Origin of the sequence: Amycolatopsis minnesotensis (assembly GCF_039529815.1) — a bacterium.
GTDB lineage: Bacteria > Actinomycetota > Actinomycetes > Mycobacteriales > Pseudonocardiaceae > Amycolatopsis > Amycolatopsis minnesotensis.
Genome location: NZ_BAAANN010000018.1, coordinates 29,919 through 46,706, shown reverse-complemented (window position 1 = coordinate 46,706; position 16,788 = coordinate 29,919). Strand labels below are relative to the sequence as shown.

Genomic DNA, 16,788 nt, shown 5'->3' with positions numbered 1-16,788 from the left:
TCCGAACGGGAGGGAAGAAATGTCCACTTTGGAGTTGACCGAAGCACCGGCCGTGCACACGGCGATGCTCATCCGCCGCCCGCCGCACGAGCCGTTCCGGGCCTTCGTCGATCCCGCGATCACCACGCGGTTCTGGTTCACCAGGAGCAGCGGTGCACTGGTGGCAGGCGAACGGGTCCGCTGGGACTGGGAGATGTACGGCGCACACGCCGACGTGGAGGTGCTCGAGATCGAGGAGGACCGCCGGATCGTGTTCCGGTGGAACGAAACCATGACGGTGGAGCTGCGGTTCACACCGAAGGAAGGCGGCTCGACCTTCGTCGAAGTCACCGAAACGGGCGCCACGGGCACCGGCGACGAACTGGTCCGCCATGTCTGCGAGTCGACGGGCGGCTTCACCATCGCGTTGTGCACGTTGAAGGCACTGCTCGAACACGACATCGAACTGGACGCGGTGCACGACAGGTACCCGGACAACATCGTCTCCTGATGCCGGTGCGACGCGGGCCGCCCGGTCCGCGTCGCACACCGCCTTCGGTGTCGCCGCTCCGTGTATAGTCGGAACCGACTAATAGGGAGCGACCATGCCGAGAAAGATCGCCAACACGCTCGCGCTCGCCGTGCTGGGACTGCTGCACGAGCGCGCGATGCACCCCTACGAGATAGCCGCCACGCTGCGAGAACGCGGGAAGGGCAGCAGCTTCAAGGTCACCACGGGCTCGCTGTACGACACGATCGGCGCGCTCGTCCGGCACGGGTGGATCGAGCCGCAGGAGACCGTGAAGGACGGGAAGCGCCCGGAGCGGACGGTCTACCGGCACACCGAACTCGGGCACGAGGAGTTCGTCGCCTGGCTCGACGAGCTGGTGCGGGAGCCGGTGGCCGAGTACCCGAAGTTCGTCGCCGCGGTGTCGTACCTCGGCGCGCTGGGCGCCGAGCGCGCCGCGAGCGCGCTGACCGAACGGGCCGAGCACCTCGCACAACGCATCGAAGAGACCGAAGCCGTGCTGGCGGACACGGTCGGCGGTGGCCGCGTGCCGCGCCTGTTCATGATCGAGGTCGAGTACCAGCTCCACGCGTGGGAGTCCGAACTGGACTGGACGCGCGCGACGGTCGAGGAGATCCGCGAGGGCTCGCTGGCCTGGCCGGTCGTCGAACGCACCGAAGAGGGCTTTACCTGGACCGAGGGGGAAGCGCGATGACGGACCGTCCACAGGAGACGCATCAGGTGGTGGTCGTCGGCGCGGGACCGGCCGGGCTGCTGCTGGCCGCGGAGCTTCGCCTCGCCGGGGTCGGCACCGTGGTGCTGGAACGGCACGCGAAACGGCCGGATTTCTGCCGCGGGTTCAACCTCAACGCCCGCGCGCTCGACCTCCTCGCGCGCCGCGGGCTCGATCGGCGGTTCGTCGACGAAGGCTGGCAGGTCGGGCACGCCGCGTTCTCCGGGCTCCCGGTGACGCTGAACCTGGCAGGCACCGCGACGGATCATCCGTTCTCACTCGGCATCCCGCAGACCAGGGTCGAGGAAGTCCTGGAGGAGCACGCCGCGAAATCGGGTGCCGACATCCGGCGCGGGCACGCCTTCGAGGGGCTCGACCAGGACGACGACGGGGTGACCGTGCACGTCAACGCCGGGTACCGGATTCGCGCCGAGTACGTGGTGGGCTGCGACGGCGGGCGCAGTGGCGTTCGCAAGAGCGCGGGCATCGCCTTTCCCGGCACCGCATCGACCCGCTTCACCCTGCTCGGCGACGTCGAGCTGGCGGAAGAGGGCGCGCTCCCGTTCGGGGTGACGGGACCGGTGTTCACGATTCCGCGGCCAGGCTACGTCCGGATCGTCACCGAGGACCGCGAACCGCCCGCCGACCGGGATGAGCCGGTGACGCTGGACCGCTTCCAGGCCGCGGTCGACGACGCGCTCGGGCGGCACGTCGAACTCCGCGCGCCGCGCTGGCTCACCCGGTTCGGCAACGCGGCGCGACAGGCCGAGGAATACGTGAAGGGCCGCGTGCTCCTCGCCGGCGACGCCGCGCACATCCACCCGCCCGCAGGCGCGATCGGCGTCAACGTCGCGCTCGACGACGCGTTCAACCTCGGCTGGAAGCTCGCGGCGACGGTCGGCGGGAACGCCCCGGACGGACTGCTCGCGAGCTACCACGACGAGCGGCACGCGGTGGGCGTCGACTTGCTGGCGAGCACCCGCGCACAGGTCGTCCTCGGTGAACCCGACGACCGGCTGGCACCGCTGATCGAACTGTTGACGCGCGTTGCGAACCATCCCGGCGGGAACAGGGCGTTCACCGAGACCCTCACCGGCCTCGACACGCGCTATCCGATGGACTCCTGCCAGGAGCACCCGCACCCGTGGCTCGGCCGCCTCGCGCCTGATGTTCCACTGTCGACGGATGAGGGCGAGGTTACGCTGGCTTCCTTGCTCGCTTCCGGGCGCGGGGTGCTGGTCGACAGCTCCGAAGACCGCGCTTTCCTCGCGCAGGCGGAAAGCTGGCAAGATCGGCTCACGCTCGTCGGAGCGTCCGGTCTCGCCCCGTCGGCCGTTCTGGTCCGGCCCGATGGCCACACGGCCTGGGCCGCGCACGGCGAACCGTCCAAGCAGGACAGTGCGGATCTCGAACGCGCGTTGCACCGCTGGCACGGCGCGGGGCGTCACACCGCGCCGGCGTCGGTGACGCGGCAGCGGAACGTCGAGCGGTAGGCGCTCGGCGACACCCCGAGCGCGGCCTGGAAGTGCTGCCGCAGCGACGCGGCGGTGCCGAACCCGGCGTCCTCCGCCACCTTGTCGATCGGCAGCCCGGTGTCCTCCAGGAGGCGCCGGGCCCGCTCGATCCGTTGCCGGGTCAGCCATTGCACCGGCGACATGCCGACCTCCTCGCGGAACCGGCGCGTGAACGTGCGGGTGCTCATCGACTCGCGGTCCGCCAGCTCGCGCAGGGTCAGCGGGCGGTCGAGGTGGTCGAGCGCCCACGCGCGCGCCGCGGAGGTGGACGCCACCTCCGGTGCGGGCACCGGCCGCTGGATGAACTGCGCCTGCCCGCCTTCGCGGTGCGGCGACACCACGGTCCCGCGCGCGACCTCGTTGGCCACCGCGGAACCGTGGTCGCACCGGATCATGTGCAGGCACAGGTCGATCCCGGAGGCAACGCCCGCCGAGGTCAGCACGCGGCCCTCGTCGGTGTAGAGCACGTCGGGGTCGACCGCGACGCGCGGGTACAACTCCTGGAAGAGGCAGGACGACTTCCAGTGCGTGGTCGCGCGCAGCCCGTCGAGCAGGCCGGCCGCGGCCAGCACGAACGAACCCGTGCAGATCGACGCGATCCTCGTGCCGGGCCGGATGCGCGCGAAGGCCGCTGCCAGTTCGGGACCGAGATCGCCGCCGGTCGCCGCGTAGTCCGCTTGGGACGCCGGGACGACGACCGTGTCCGCCTCGCCGAGCGCCGACGGACCGTGCTCGACGACGATCGTGAAATCGGCGTCCGTCGACACCGGACCCGGTACGAGTGCGCAGGTCACGACCTCGTACAGGTGTTCACCGGCGGAATCGGCCGCCTGCCCGAACAGCCGGTGCACGATGCCGAGTTCGATCGGCAGCAGGCCGTCGCGGGCCAGCACGGCCACCCGGTGCCGTCCGGGTCGCACGAAAGCAGTCATGGCTCGATTCTTTCACATGTTGTCCATCAGGCCACTCGAATCCTTGTCCGCGCGCTCGCATCCTCGAAGGCATGAAGGTGCTGTGGATATTCGCCCACCCCGAGCAGCGGTCCCTGAGCGGTGCGCTCCGCGACGAAGGACTTCGCACGCTGCGGGAGCACGGGCACGAACACCGACTGTCCGATCTGTACGCCATGGGCTGGAACCCGCTCGTCGACGCGGGCGACTTCGCCCACGATCCCGCCGACCGGCTTGTCGTCGGCTCTCGTTCCCGCCAGGCGTTCGACCGCGGCGAACTGAGCGACGACATCCTTGCCGAGCAAGAGAAACTCGACTGGGCCGACGCCGTGATCCTGCAGTTCCCGCTGTGGTGGGCGGGTATGCCCGCGATATTGAAGGGCTGGTTCGACCGGGTCTTCGTGAAAGGCCTTGCCTACGGCGTGCAGGACCGCGCGACCGGAAACACCTTGCGGTACGGCGAAGGCAAGCTCACCGGGAAGCGCGCCATGATCATCGTGACGCTCGGCGCGTCCGCTTCGGGGGTCGGCCCGCGCGGGGTGAACGGTGAACTCGACGGGCTGCTGTTCCCGATCCAGCACGGAACCCTGTGGTACACCGGGATGTCGGTGCTCCCGCCGCTCGCCGTCGTCGGCGCGGACCGGTTTTCCGATGAGCGGTACCAGGAAGCGGTGGAGACGCTGCAGAAGCGGCTCGTCGCGCTGCTGTGGGAGGAGCCGATCCCGTTCCGGTACCAGAACGGGGGCGACTACGACGAACACCTCGTGCTGCGCCCGGAAATCGAGCCGGGACGGTCCGGTCTCGACATCCACCGCCTGGCCGGGTGACCGTCACCGTCCGGACGTCGGCGAAGCGGGCGTGCTCAGTCGTGCAGGGACGGCCCTTCCTCGCCGAACCAGCGGCCGAGCGCCAGTTCCAGCTCGTCGGCGCCGTCGTCCGGACCACCGGCCCAGCACACGTACCCGTCCGGCCGGATGAGCATCGGCTGGACGTCGGCGTCCTGCCCCGCGCGGTCGATCCGGTCCGACCAGGCGGCGGCCAGCTTCCCGAACCGGTTGCCCGGATCGAGCAGGACACCGCGCCCGGACCGGAGCAGTTCGTGCGACCGGACCGCGCCGAGATCCACGTCCGGGGCGGGCAGGCCGACGAGCGGCTGGTCCGCGCTGCCGGGCATCGGGTAGCGGATGCCCATGCCGGACAGCATGTCGTCGAGGAAGTGCTGGACCTCCCCGAGCTGCGCCATGGCCGTGAACAGGTCCTTGGCGGCGAGCACGTCCGGGTCGCGGGTGCCCTCCCAGTCCATCAGCAGGCTCTGCGCCTGTACGTTGCGCAGCACGGCGGCCGCGACCGGGTGCCGCTCCGCGTGGTAGGTGTCCAGCAGGCCCTCCGGTGCCCAGCCGCGCACCGCGGCGCCGAGCTTCCACCCGAGGTTGAGCGCGTCCCCGATCCCGGTGTTCATGCCCTGCGCACCGATCGGGAGGTGGACGTGGGCGGCGTCGCCGGCGAGGAACACCCGTCCGTGCCGGTACTGCGCCACCAGCCTCGCCGCGTTGGTGATCCGGCGGGCGTAGCACAGCTCGACCAGTTCCACCCGCGCGCCGAACACGGCCCGCAGGCCGTCGCGGATCTCGTCCGCGGTCACCGGCACGTCCCTCGGGGTGGTGCTGCCAAGCCCGCCCAGCACGAGCCGCCGCAGCGGCCTGCCGTGCGCATCGGTGCCGAGCGGGAACAGTTGCACGCGGCGCCCGTCCTCCCCCCAGGTGTGCATCTTCGCCTTGTCGTCGCCGCGCAAGCGCACGTCGGCGGCGATCGCGGTGGCGGTTCCCCGCCTGCCGGGGAATTCGGCCCGCACCAGCTTGCGCACCGTGCTGTGCGCACCGTCGGCGGCGACGAGGTAGCGGGAACGGATCTCCGCGCCGTCGGAGAAGATCGCGGTTACGCCGTTCTCGTCCTGGACGACGTTGCTCAGTTCGTGGTCGCGTCGAATCTGGATCCCTTGGGCGGCAAGGTGTTCCTCGAGGAACGCCTCGATCGACACCTGCGGCATGGACCGCCACGGCAGGCGGTGCCGGTCGCGGGCGAGCGGGAGCGGGACACCGGCGAAGTGCGCGGTGCTGAGCTCGTGGTGCGCGCTCGCCAGCAACGGCTCCAGCAGGCCGCGCTGATCGAGCGATTCCTGCGTGCGGGACTGCATGCCGCCCGCCTTGGACAGTTCGCTGCGCCGCGAAAGCTTGTCAACCACTGTCGTCGACACCCCCGCCACCCGCAGTTCGTTGGCCAGCACCATTCCGGTCGGGCCTGCGCCGACGATGAGCACATTGGTGTCCATGGGTTCCTCCTGTGAATGCGTCGATCGGGACAGGAGCAACACTCCGGGCGCCGGGGACCCCAAGCCAGAAGCACGGTTGTTTGTATCGATATCCGACATCTACTACGATATTTCGGTGGAATCCGACTACGACGAACTGGACCGGCGCCTCGTGCACGCCCTCCAGATCGACCCTCGGGCCGCGTTCAGCACAATCGCCGACGTTCTCGACGTGTCGGATCGCACCATCGCCCGCCGCTACGCCCGGTTGCGGTCGACCGGGGCGGTGCGGGTGCTCGGCGGGGTCGACCCGACAGCGCTCGGCGCGGTGCACTGGTTCCTGCGGGTTCGCTGCGCGCCCGACGCGGCGGTGCCGGTCGCCGAGGCGCTGGCCCGGCGCCCGGACACGTCCTGGGTGAACCTGTCCGCCGGCGGCACGGAGGTCACCTGCACGGTCCGCACCGAGAACGAGGCCGACTCCGAAGCGCTGCTGCTGTCCACGCTCCCGCGCACGCGCCGGGTGGAAGGCGTGACCGCGCATTCGGTGCTGCACGCCTTCTACGGCGGCTCGGACAGCCTGGTCGCCAAGGTCGGCACGCTCGACGAGGAGGCGATCGAGCGGCTGCGCCCGCCCCCGATTGCGCACCGGCCCGGACCGGTGCACCTCGACGACGGCGATCGCAAACTGCTCGCCGCCCTCGCCATCGACGGCAGGACCGGGTTCGAACGCCTGGCCGCGGTGACCGGCTGGTCGCCCACCACGGTCCGGCGCCGGATGCGAGAACTGCGCGAACACGGCGTGCTGTACCTGGACATCGACATCGACGGCGCCCTGTTCGGCAGCACCTCCCGGACCCTGCTGTGGCTCTCGGTCACCCCCGCGCACCTTGAAGAGACCGGCGCCGCGCTGGCCGAACACCCCGAGGTCGCGTTCGCCGCGGCCACGACCGGGCCGACCAACCTGTACGCGACCGCGGTGTGCGCGAACCAGCGGGAGCTGTACCGGTACCTGACCACCCGGGTGGCCGCCCTCCCCGCCATCACCCACATCGAAACGGCACCGGTGATCAGAACCGTCAAGCAGGCCGGGCACCAGCGGTGAAGCGCGGCAAGAATGGCTCAGCGCACGGCCGCCGCCAGTGACACTCCGGTGAAGCGTTCGGCTTCGGTCCGCAGGCGCACTCGTGCCGCCTTGTCCACAGCGCGCTTCGCCGGACGGAACTCAGTCGCCGGGCCGACGAGGCCGAACCGGCCGCTGGGCCCGTAGTAGCCGCCCTGAACGGCGTCGGGGCTCGTTGCCGCCTACAGCAGCGGCTCGGCGCCTTGCCCGGCTTCCTGCGAGGGCAGGAACTTGGCGACGAGGGCGAACAGGTCCATTTTGGACAGCTTGTCGCGGCCGAGGCCCGGCCCGGCGTTTGCGGGTTCGTCCTGGTGTAGCCGGGATCGCCGCCGGTGCTGAGCAGGTTCCAGCCGCGTTCAGCGGCAAGGTCGGCCGGGCGCAGGGTCAGCATGAGATCGGCGAGCTTGGACTGCGCGTAGGCGCGATAGCGGCCGTAGCGGCGTTCCCACTGCGGGCCGTCAAAGTGGATCTTGCCGAGGCGTGAGGCCCCGCTGCTCATCGTGGCCATCCCGGGAGATGCTTGAGGTGTTGATTTCTGGGTTTCTTGTTCGGTCTTCGGGGGCACGGTGAAAGTTTCAAGCGCGACTGCGGCGCGCCGTGGGGAACTGTCGCTCCACGGTGCGGGTCGCGTCGTTGGTCACCAGCGACAGTTCCCCACGGAACGGATCCCTTTGGTCGCCTTGATGTGCCGTTCCCGACGCATTGCCGGTCCCGCCCTGCACCCTGGCGGCGATGGAAGCAGGGCTCATTGACGAGTACGCGGCCTCCCGGGTGTTCGAGGCGACCGCGTGTGCATCGAAAGAAGTGGCCGCCGAGGTCGATGCCAGATTGGTGGGGAGGTTCGAGAACCGGAATCCGCCCGCACTGCGGAGGTTGGTCAACTCATTGCTGATGCAGGTGGATCCTGAAGGGTATGAGCGGCGACGGCAAGAGAAGGTGGCGGCGCGGAGGTTGGAAATCCGGCATGGGGATCACGGATCGTCGACCCTGTTCGCCGAACTTCCTTCCGATCGGACGCAGGCGCTCTACGCCGCCTGCGACCGAGACGCACTCGCCAATAAACGCCAAGGCGACAAGCGCACCATGGACTCCGGCTCGACGCACTGGTCGAACGCTGCCTGGGTAGCCATGGATGTGCGGGGAAGCCGAAGGCGCAGATCTTCGTCCACATCGACCTGCCAACCCTGCTCGGCCTACGCGACAACCCCGCCGAACTCGCGGGGTGTGGTGACATCTCACCCGAGATGGCGCGGGCGATCGCCTTCGACGCCGACTCCGTCTGGAACCGCATCATCGACGAACCCATGACCGACCTGCCCGTCGACCTCGGCCGGGAAAACTACCGGCCGCCGAGCGCCATGCGGAAGTACCTCCACGTCACCCACCGGACCTGCAGCATGCCCGGGGCTGCACCCGGCCCGCCCAGTACACCGACCTCGACCACGCCACCGCCTGGAAAGACGGCGGACGCACCGACAAAGCCAACATGCGGCCACTGTGCCGGGTCCACCACGTACTCCGCGACGAACCCGGCTGGACCTTCACCACCGACAGCGAAACCGGCGTGCTCACCGTCACCGCACCCAACGGACGCAGCTACACCGACGAGCCCACGATCGCTGGCTTCCGTTGACCAAGGTATCGAAGCGCCTGGATGTCGGCGACTGTCCGGCGGTAGCCGGCTCCTGCCACTAGAAAGGTGAGTGCCAGCAACGGGTAGGTGTTGACCAGGACGTGCTGCCAGCCCGTCCACGGGCCTTCGGCGGGGGTCAGGATCTGCGGGCCGATCAGGAGCAGCGCGGTGCACGCGATGATCGTGCGAAAGCCTTGTTTTCGCACCAGTTCCGAACGTCCGGCGCTGGCGGGTAGGACGGCGGCGGCGAACGCCAGCAGGGCGGGTGCCAGCCAGACCCAGTGAGCGCTCCACGACAACGGTGAAACCAGCAGTGCCGCGGCCGCGTTGGTGAGCATCGCCCATGCGGCGGAGGTTCGGCGCATGATCACCACCGAGATGAGCAGGGTCAGTGCCAGCAGCGCGAGCCAGGTTGCTTGGTGCCAGCCGTCGGGCAGGCCCAAGCGGTTCAGACCGGCCGCGATCGACTGGTTGTCCCGGTTGACGATGGCGGCGGGGGCGGAAAGCACGCCGCCGAACCAGAAGCGGGCCGACTCCGCCGGTGCGCAGGCGAACATGAGGACGCTGGACAGCGTGGCCGTGATCGATGCGACGGCGGCGGCTCGGAAATCCTTGCGCACCACCAGGAACAGCACGAACGCGGCGGGGGTTATCTTGATCGCCGCGGCGAGGCCGATCAGCAGGCCCCTCGGCCACTTCGGGTGTTTCACCAGGCAGTCGGCCGCGACCAGAGCCATCAGCCACAGGTTCACCTGGCCCTGTCCGATGGTGTTGCGAACCGGTTCCAGCAGCAGGAGCAACGGCATGACCACCACCGTGCCGTGCAGGCAACCGCGGGCACCACCCTGCGGCCACACCGCGCGCAGCACGGCGAAGCAGGTGAAAGCAAGGCAGGCCACCGAAATCAGCACGCTCAGCACAGCGGCGACCGGAAACGGGAGCGCGGCGAACACCGAAAGCGGGAGCAGTGCGAACGGCGGGTAGATGAACCCGGGCGTCCCGCCCGCGTAGGTGCCGGGGAGCTGGCCGTACGGATCCAGGCCGCGCCACCAGGCGGTGACCCCTTCGTAGAAGCTGTGCAGGTCACCGAAACGGCTACGGTAAGCCAGATCCAGCAAGCCGAGGAGCACGAGTACGAGCACGGCGGACACCGCCACCGTCCGCCGCAACGGCGCGCCGGCGGAGGCACGCAGCCGGCGCACGACCCGGAAAGCCGCGGCGGCTCCGGTCAACGACGGCACTCGATGGTTGATCATGCCCAGCTAGACGGTGGCGCCCGGGAAAGGGTTCTCGCCAGAACGTGATCCGCGTCACCGCGCATTGTTGGGCGTTATCGGCTATTCGCCCGCGCGAGAGATGTGCGGTCGCGTGGCCCGCGAAGCCGTGGACCGGTTCAGCGGTACGTCCATGTTGCCGTCGACGATTTCGGCGCGGAGGCGGTTGGTGGTCTTCCAGCCGTCCAGCGCGCGGTCCGGGTCGAGTGCGGCGACGGCGAGCAACAACGCGTCGACGACCAGGAGATGCCCGATCTGCGTGCTGGGCAACACGTTCTCCGTGGACGGCGTGACCAGCACGGTGGTCACCCGGTCCGCGAAATGACTGGCGAGCACCTCGGTGATCAGCACGATCGGGCAGCCGATCCGGGTCGCTTCGCTGATCGCGACGTCGTGCTCGCGCACGTGCCGCAGCGGTGCGATGAGGACCAGCACCGAGTCCGGGCCGAGCTGGCCGAGTTCGTCGGCGAAGTTGTAGCCCGTCTGCCCGGTGGCGGCGGCGATCCGGCCGGTTCGGCGGAGGCCGAGCGCCAGCGAATCGGCGATCGGGTGCGCGGATCCGAACCCGGCGATCAGCGTGCGCGGCGCGGCGGCGAGGATTCCGGCCGCGGCCTCGAAGGTCTCGGTGGGGACCGTGCGCGGCAGGGCGCGAGCGAGCTGCGCGGCGTCGAAGCTCATCTTGGCGAGGAGCTGATTGCTGTCGTCCGACTGGGTCAACCGGTCGGCCAGCGCTTGTTCCGGGTCGCGAGCCGGGTTGAGCATGGCGGCCGCCGCGCGACGCAGCTCCCCGAGCCCGGTGTAGCCGAGTTGTTTGACGGTCCGGATGACCGTCGCGTCGCTGACGTCCGCATGGTGGGCGATCTCCTGCGCGGAGTACACCGAGGCCTCGGCGGGGTGCAGGGCGAAGAAGTCGACCACGCGCAGGCCGCTGGCGCCGAGCTGGTTCCTGACCTGGGCGATCCGCTTCGTCAACGAGGCTTCCATCTAGTCCCCACTAGACAATCGTAAGTTCATGAAGTACACACTACATCACCTCATCCGAACTACGTCACCCGGTGGCGGAGGTGGTGAAATGCGACGGACTCCGATGGCGATCGTGTGGCCGCTGGTGCTGGTGGCAGCGCTGGTGTCGGGGTGCGGGTTGAGTTCGGCTGGCCCGCCGGACCCCGCACTGCTGGCCAGGCCGCACGGCCGATGCGATCCCGCACTGGCCGCGACCGTGCCCGCGCCGGTGCGCGAGCGCGGCAGCATCGGGGTGGCGATGGTGCCGCACACGCCGCCCATGGCCTACCACGCCGAGGACAACGCGACCATCGTCGGCCTCGACCGCGACATGAGCCAGGCGATCGCCGACGTGTTCTGCCTGACCGCGACGCCGATCCCGACCAGCCTCGACGCCATCGTTCCCGGTCTTGCCGCCGGGCGCTACGACATCGTGCTCGCCTCCCTCAGCCCCACCGAGGAGCGGCGGAAGAACGCCGACTTCGTCACCTACTACAACGGCGGGCAGGGCTTCCTCGTCCGGACCGGCACGACGTACCCGGTCCGCGACTACCTGGACCTTTGTGGACGCTCCGTCGGCGTGATCATCGGATCCGTCCAACAGGGACAGTTGGAGCAGGCGGCCGGCGTCTGCGCGCGGGCGGGACGGCCCGATTGGCGGCTCAGCCTCTTCCCCGACGGGAGCGCTTCGGTGCTCGCACTCCGGAGCAGCCGCATCGACGTCCTGTACTTCTCGATCTCGCTCACGAAGTACGTGGCGAACACGGCACCGGCACTGTTCCACCTGGCGGGCCAGTACAAGCGCTCGCTGGTCGCGGTGGGACTCGCCAAGAACTCGCCGTTGACCGTCCCGGTCCACGAAGCCGTCCGGAAACTCATGGCGGACGGCACGTACCGCAAGATCCTCGAGAAATGGAGCCTGCGGGACAACGAGCTCGATACCGCCGAAATCCTGAAGGGAAGGTCGTGACCATGATGCCGGACATCGTCGCCCCCGCGGGCAGGGCTGACCTCCCGTCCCGGATCCTGCCGAGGAGAAGGTACGGGAACTGGATCGCGGGCGCACTCGTCGCGCTCTTCGCCTTCCTGATCATCCGGTCGGCGCTCACCAACGACAACTTCTCCTGGCCGGCGTTCGGGCACTACCTCTTCGACCCGGCGATCCTGCTCGGCCTCGCGCGGACCGTCGAGCTGGCACTGATCGCGATGGGACTGTCCATTGTGGTCGGTGTGCTGCTCGCCGTGATGAGGCAGTCTTCGAACAAGGTCCTGAACGCGGTGTCGAGCGCCTACATCTGGCTGTTCCGCGCGACACCGCTGCTCGTGCTGTTGCTGCTGCTGTACAACCTGGCCGCGCTGTACCCGCGGATCTCACTCGGCGTCCCGTTCGGACCCGACCTGTTCACGGTGGGCACGAACACGGTCATCACGGTGGCCGGTGCCGCGATCATCGGCCTCACCCTGCACGAATCGGCCTACTGCGCGGAGATATTCCGGGCGGGTCTGCTTTCGGTGGAGCACGGTCAGCGCGAAGCGGCCGAGGCGCTGGGCATTTCGGGAGCCCTGATGCTGCGCCGGATCATCCTGCCGCAGGCCATGCGGGCGATCGTGCCACCGCTGACCAACCAGTTCGTCAACGTGGTCAAGACCACCTCGATCGTCAGCGTGATCTCCATGCCGGAACTGCTCTACAGCGCGCAGATCATCTACGCGCGAACCTACGAGACGATTCCGCTGCTGCTGGTGGTGACCTTCTGGTACCTCGTGCTGACCGCGCTGCTGACCGTCGCCCAGCGCTACGTCGAACGGTACTTCAACCGCGGACGGGCGGGCGTCGCGACGGCCGCCTCCCGGAAGCGGTCCCGACTGGCTTTGGCGGAGGGACGATGACGGAATCGGCGCAGGTGCCCGCGGTCGAGATTCGCGGTGTGCACAAGCTGTACGGCTCCCTGCACGTGCTCCACGAGGTGGATCTCGTGGTGGCGCCCGGCGAAGTGGTCTGCCTGATCGGGCCGTCGGGATCGGGCAAGAGCACGCTGCTGCGGTGCATCAACAACCTGGAAAAGGTCCAGGCCGGGATCATCCAGGTGCACGGCGCGCTGATCGGCTACAAGCGCGTCGGCGACGACCTGGTGGAAACCACGCCGCGGCAAACGGCCAAGGCGCGCCAGCACATCGGCATGGTCTTCCAGCAGTTCAACCTCTTCGGGCACCTCACGGTGCTGCAGAACCTGATCGAGGCGCCGATCCGCGTGCAGGGCACCCCTAGCGCCGAGGCGGTCGAACGCGCCAAGGCGCTGCTCGACCGGGTCGGCCTCGCGGACAAGCACGCGGACTACCCGGCGCAGCTTTCCGGCGGTCAGCAGCAACGGGTCGCGATCGCGCGCGCACTGTGCACGCGGCCGAAGGTGATGCTGTTCGACGAACCGACCAGCGCACTGGATCCCGAACTCGTCGGCGAAGTACTCGACGTGATGCGGGATCTGGCCAAGAACGAAATGACCATGCTCGTCGTCACGCACGAAATGGGCTTCGCGCGTCAGGTCGCGGACACCGTCGTGTTCATGGACCAGGGCCGGATCGTGGAGCACGGCCCGGCCGCCCAGGTTCTCGACACTCCTCAGCACGAACGCACCAAACGCTTTCTGGACAGGGTCAGCTGACATGAAGGGATCGCACATGAAATCGGCCGAGTACGTCGTTGTCGGCGGCGGCGTGGTGGGCACCGCCACCGCGTGGAACCTCGCCAGCCGCGGCGCGGAGGTCACCCTGCTGGAAGCGGGCGAACTCGCTTCCGGAGCCTCCGGTGGCCCCGGACGTCGCGGCGTCCGCGCGGGAGGACGTGATCTGCGGGAGCTGCCGCTGGCCAGGCGCGCCCAGGAACTCTGGCCGGAGCTGGACAGTTTGCTCGGCGCGCCAACAGGTTACCGGCGCAACGGCAGGCTCAGCCTTTACGACGTCGAGATCGCGGGCACCTCCGGCTGGCAGAGCCTGCCGGCCAAGGTCCAGGCGCAGCAGGCGGCGGGCGTCGCCTGCGAGATCGTCGACCGCGCACGGATCGACGAGATGCAGCCGGGGATCGCCGAGGACGTGCGGTTCGGGCTGTACACGCCGGACGACGGCAGCGCCGACCATCCGGCGACGACGAGGGCGTTCGCCAAAGCGGCGGTGGAACTCGGTGTCACCGTGTCCGAACACACCGGCGTGACGAAGTTTTCGCCGGACGGGGACGGCTCGGTCATCCTGCACCTGGACAGCGGCGACCACCTTCGGGCCACCCGCGGACTGGTCATCGCGGCGAACCGGTCGATCCCGCGACTGCTCCGCGATTCGGTCGGCCTGACGCTGCCGATGTGGGAAAAGGCCACCCAGGTCACCTTCGTGTCCGCCCCGCCCGAATTCACGCTCGCGCACCAGATCGGGCACCCGCGCCGGTCGTTGTCGGTGAAGACGACCGACGAGGGCTCGGTGATGCTCTCCGGTGGCAGGCCGGGTGGCTGGGACCCGGTGACCGGAGTCGGCACCCCCGATCCCGCCGTGCTGCGCGCGACCTTGGCCGACCTGGCGGCCACCCTGCCCGCGCTGGCCGACGCGGAGGTTCTCGCCGTCGACAACAGCCGTGCCGACACCAGTACGACCGACCTCATTCCGGTCATCGACACGGTGCCTGGGCTGGGGTCGGTGTTCGTCGGCACCGGGTGGAGCGGGCACGGGTTCGCGCTCGCTCCGGCGGTGGGTGAGGCGTTCGCCGAGTGGGCTCTTGGTGGGGAGCGGCCGCCTTCGGTTCGACCGTTTACGTTCGAGCGATTGGGTGTTCTGCCGGCGCGGTGAGGGTTTCAAGGGCGCTTGAGGAGGCCGCGGACAGCGAGCTCGAGGTGGACGACGTCACACTAAATTAGTAGTTAGTAACTGGTAACTTATCCGTCATGGCTGAACGGATGAGCGACCTCGTGGACGGCCACGTCTCCGGGCGGCTGAGCGGCTCACTGGTGTGCACGGCGTTGTCGGGAGCGGTGATCGGCAGTGTCGGGGCGCCGCTCATCACGCCGGTCGCCACGGGAATGCACGTGTCGCTGGGCGCCGCGCAGTGGACGTTGACGGTGACCCTGTTCACCGGCGCGATCGCGGGCCCGGTTCTGGGCAGGCTCGGCAGCGGCCCGTACCGCCGTGTCACGATCCTGGCCACGCTCGCGCTGGTGACGCTGGGCGGACTGCTGACGGTGCTCCCGCTTCCGTTCCCGGCGTTGCTGATCGGACGCGGGTTGCAGGGGCTCGCCGTCGCGGTGGGTGCGCTGTTGATGAGCGTCGCCCGCACGCACCTGCCGCCCGAGCGCTCGGGTTCGACGATCGCGGCGCTGTCGGTCGCGTCGACCGTCGGCATCGGGGTCGGCTACCCGGTGATCAGCCTGCTCGACCAGCTCGCGGGCCTGCGCGCCGCATACGGACTCGGGCTCGTCCTGTCCGCAGCCGCGCTGGCCATCGCATGGCGAGCGCTACCTGTCGAGGCGCCAGGCCCGCGGCCGCGGATCGACGTCGCCGGCGCGCTGCTGCTCGCCCTCGGCAGCCTCGGGCTGCTCCTGGTCATCGCGGAACCCGCGCTCTGGGCCACGGCGTGGCTGGCCGGTGGCGTTCTCGCCGGTTCTGTCGCGATCCTCGCCATCTGGGCGATCATCGAACTGCGCACCGCGGCACCGCTGGTGAACCTGCGGCTGCTCGCCCAGGGCCCCGTCCTGCGCGCGAACCTGGCGATACTCATCGCCGGAACGGGTTTGTACCTGCTGTTCAGCCTGCTCACCCGCTACGTGCAGACACCGGCGGGCGCCCACTACGGATTCGCGCTCCCCGGTGTCGCCGCCGGTGCCGCGCTGATCCCGTTCTCGCTACTCGGCTTCGTCGCGGGAAAATCGCTACCTCGGCTCATCGCGCGCATCTCCGAGCGTTGGACCTACGCGCTCGCGACCATGATCGCCATCGCCAGCGCACTGCTGTTCGCCGCCGCCAACCAGTCGCTCGTGGCCGTCCTCGCCGCGATCGCGCTGCTCGGTTTCGCCGTCGGCGGCGTCTTCGCGGTGATGCCCAAGCTCGTCCTCGCCGGTGTGCCCCAAGAAGAAACGGCCAGCGTGCTCTCGATCAACCAGATCGTCCGCAGCATCGGCTTCAGCACCGGCAGCGCACTCACCGGACTCCTGCTCGCCGCCACCACCCCGACCGGGAGCATGCTTCCCACCCAGCACGGCTACGTCACCGCGGCGCTGTGGGCACTGCCCCCGCTCGCGGCCAGCGCACTCATCATCGCGGCGCGTTCCACCCGCCTCGGCGGGAGTTCCCGCATGCCCTGAAGGTGACCTTCGGGGACTTCAACGCCGCAAATGCGCCCCTCACGAGCCTCCCCTCTTCCCGCGCACCTGCCCCCACTCCCCCACCCATGCCCTGAAGGCGCCCATAAGGGAACCCAACGCCGCAAAGGACGCCTTCAGGGCATCAGCCCCAGCAAACCCCCCGCCGCGAAAGCCGAATTCACGGCGTCAGATTCCCCAAAGGCCACCTTCACGGACCACAACCCGGAGAACCTCCCGCCTCCACCGCCCACCGTCACCAGAAACGACGCTAATGCCCTGAAGGTGACCTTCAGGGACTTCAACGCCGCAAATGCGCCCCACGCGAGCCTTCCCCTCTTCCCGCGCACCTGCCCCCACTCCCCCACCCATGCCCTGAAGGCGCCCATAAGGGAACCCAACGCCGCAAAGGACGCCTTCAGGGCATCAGC

General features: G+C 69.2%; 16 protein-coding genes. 11 read left to right on the top strand and 5 right to left on the bottom strand.

Annotated elements, in window-relative coordinates; genetic code table 11:
• Positions 1–19 precede the first annotated feature (19 nt).
• The 3 genes from ABD256_RS22710 to ABD256_RS22700 all read left to right on the top strand — a co-directional run bounded on the left by ABD256_RS22710 (position 20) and on the right by ABD256_RS22700 (position 2,713).
• Complete coding sequence (locus tag ABD256_RS22710) at positions 20–490, top strand: SRPBCC family protein (protein WP_344422209.1); 471 nt, start codon at positions 20–22, stop codon at positions 488–490.
• Between the two features lie 94 nt (positions 491–584).
• Complete coding sequence (locus ABD256_RS22705; RefSeq protein WP_344422206.1) at positions 585–1,202, top strand: PadR family transcriptional regulator; 618 nt, start codon at positions 585–587, stop codon at positions 1,200–1,202.
• Entirely contained in the window at positions 1,199–2,713 is a 1,515-nt protein-coding gene (locus ABD256_RS22700) for an FAD-dependent monooxygenase (protein WP_344422203.1), read from the top strand. The genes ABD256_RS22705 and ABD256_RS22700 overlap by 4 nt, the downstream gene beginning before the upstream one ends.
• Here the strand turns inward: ABD256_RS22700 and ABD256_RS22695 are convergent.
• Positions 2,665–3,666 (bottom strand): GlxA family transcriptional regulator, encoded by a 1,002-nt coding sequence (locus ABD256_RS22695; RefSeq protein WP_344422200.1) that lies wholly within the window; start codon positions 3,664–3,666, stop codon positions 2,665–2,667. The two genes, ABD256_RS22700 and ABD256_RS22695, sit on opposite strands and share 49 nt — an antisense overlap.
• A gap of 71 nt (positions 3,667–3,737) precedes the next feature.
• On the opposite strand from ABD256_RS22695, the gene ABD256_RS22690 reads away from it, so the two are divergent.
• Complete coding sequence (locus tag ABD256_RS22690) at positions 3,738–4,511, top strand: NAD(P)H-dependent oxidoreductase (protein WP_344422197.1); 774 nt, start codon at positions 3,738–3,740, stop codon at positions 4,509–4,511.
• 35 nt (positions 4,512–4,546) lie between these two features.
• Here ABD256_RS22690 and ABD256_RS22685 read toward each other — a convergent pair whose 3' ends face one another.
• Positions 4,547–6,013, bottom strand: a complete 1,467-nt coding sequence (locus ABD256_RS22685; RefSeq protein ID WP_344422194.1) for an FAD-dependent monooxygenase — start codon at positions 6,011–6,013, stop codon at positions 4,547–4,549.
• A gap of 115 nt (positions 6,014–6,128) precedes the next feature.
• On the opposite strand from ABD256_RS22685, the gene ABD256_RS22680 reads away from it, so the two are divergent.
• Together ABD256_RS22680 and ABD256_RS44455 are read left to right on the top strand one after the other, a co-directional pair.
• The gene (locus ABD256_RS22680; RefSeq protein ID WP_344422192.1) at positions 6,129–7,094 is read left to right on the top strand and encodes an Lrp/AsnC family transcriptional regulator; all 966 of its coding nucleotides are present in this window, start codon (positions 6,129–6,131) and stop codon (positions 7,092–7,094) included.
• A 1,297-nt stretch (positions 7,095–8,391) separates the two neighbouring features.
• Complete coding sequence (locus ABD256_RS44455) at positions 8,392–8,745, top strand: HNH endonuclease signature motif containing protein (RefSeq protein WP_425546500.1); 354 nt, start codon at positions 8,392–8,394, stop codon at positions 8,743–8,745.
• Here the strand turns inward: ABD256_RS44455 and ABD256_RS22675 are convergent.
• Both ABD256_RS22675 and ABD256_RS22670 read right to left on the bottom strand, forming a co-directional pair.
• Entirely contained in the window at positions 8,709–10,001 is a 1,293-nt protein-coding gene (locus tag ABD256_RS22675; protein WP_344422190.1) for a glycosyltransferase family 87 protein, read from the bottom strand. The two genes, ABD256_RS44455 and ABD256_RS22675, sit on opposite strands and share 37 nt — an antisense overlap.
• A gap of 81 nt (positions 10,002–10,082) precedes the next feature.
• Positions 10,083–10,991, bottom strand: coding sequence for a MurR/RpiR family transcriptional regulator (locus tag ABD256_RS22670; RefSeq protein WP_344422188.1), 909 nt, complete (start codon positions 10,989–10,991; stop codon positions 10,083–10,085).
• Between the two features lie 100 nt (positions 10,992–11,091).
• Here ABD256_RS22670 and ABD256_RS22665 point away from each other — a divergent pair, with 100 nt between their 5' ends.
• The 5 genes from ABD256_RS22665 (at position 11,092) to ABD256_RS22645 (ending at position 16,360) form a co-directional block, all read left to right on the top strand.
• Positions 11,092–11,991, top strand: coding sequence for an ABC transporter substrate-binding protein (locus ABD256_RS22665; protein WP_344422183.1), 900 nt, complete (start codon positions 11,092–11,094; stop codon positions 11,989–11,991).
• 2 nt (positions 11,992–11,993) lie between these two features.
• Positions 11,994–12,911 carry an amino acid ABC transporter permease gene (locus tag ABD256_RS22660; RefSeq protein ID WP_344422557.1) on the top strand — a complete coding sequence of 306 codons (918 nt, stop codon included), beginning with the start codon at positions 11,994–11,996 and terminating at the stop codon, positions 12,909–12,911.
• A complete protein-coding gene (locus tag ABD256_RS22655; protein ID WP_344422180.1) occupies positions 12,908–13,684 on the top strand; it encodes an amino acid ABC transporter ATP-binding protein in 777 nt (258 codons plus the stop codon). The genes ABD256_RS22660 and ABD256_RS22655 overlap by 4 nt, the downstream gene beginning before the upstream one ends.
• 16 nt (positions 13,685–13,700) lie before the next feature.
• Positions 13,701–14,852, top strand: a complete 1,152-nt coding sequence (locus ABD256_RS22650; protein WP_344422177.1) for an NAD(P)/FAD-dependent oxidoreductase — start codon at positions 13,701–13,703, stop codon at positions 14,850–14,852.
• Between the two features lie 95 nt (positions 14,853–14,947).
• The gene (locus ABD256_RS22645) at positions 14,948–16,360 is read left to right on the top strand and encodes an MFS transporter (RefSeq protein WP_344422175.1); all 1,413 of its coding nucleotides are present in this window, start codon (positions 14,948–14,950) and stop codon (positions 16,358–16,360) included.
• A gap of 134 nt (positions 16,361–16,494) precedes the next feature.
• On the opposite strand, the gene ABD256_RS22640 is transcribed toward ABD256_RS22645, so the two are convergent.
• Positions 16,495–16,788: hypothetical protein (locus tag ABD256_RS22640; RefSeq protein WP_344422172.1), on the bottom strand; the 294-nt coding region annotated here is incomplete at its 5' end.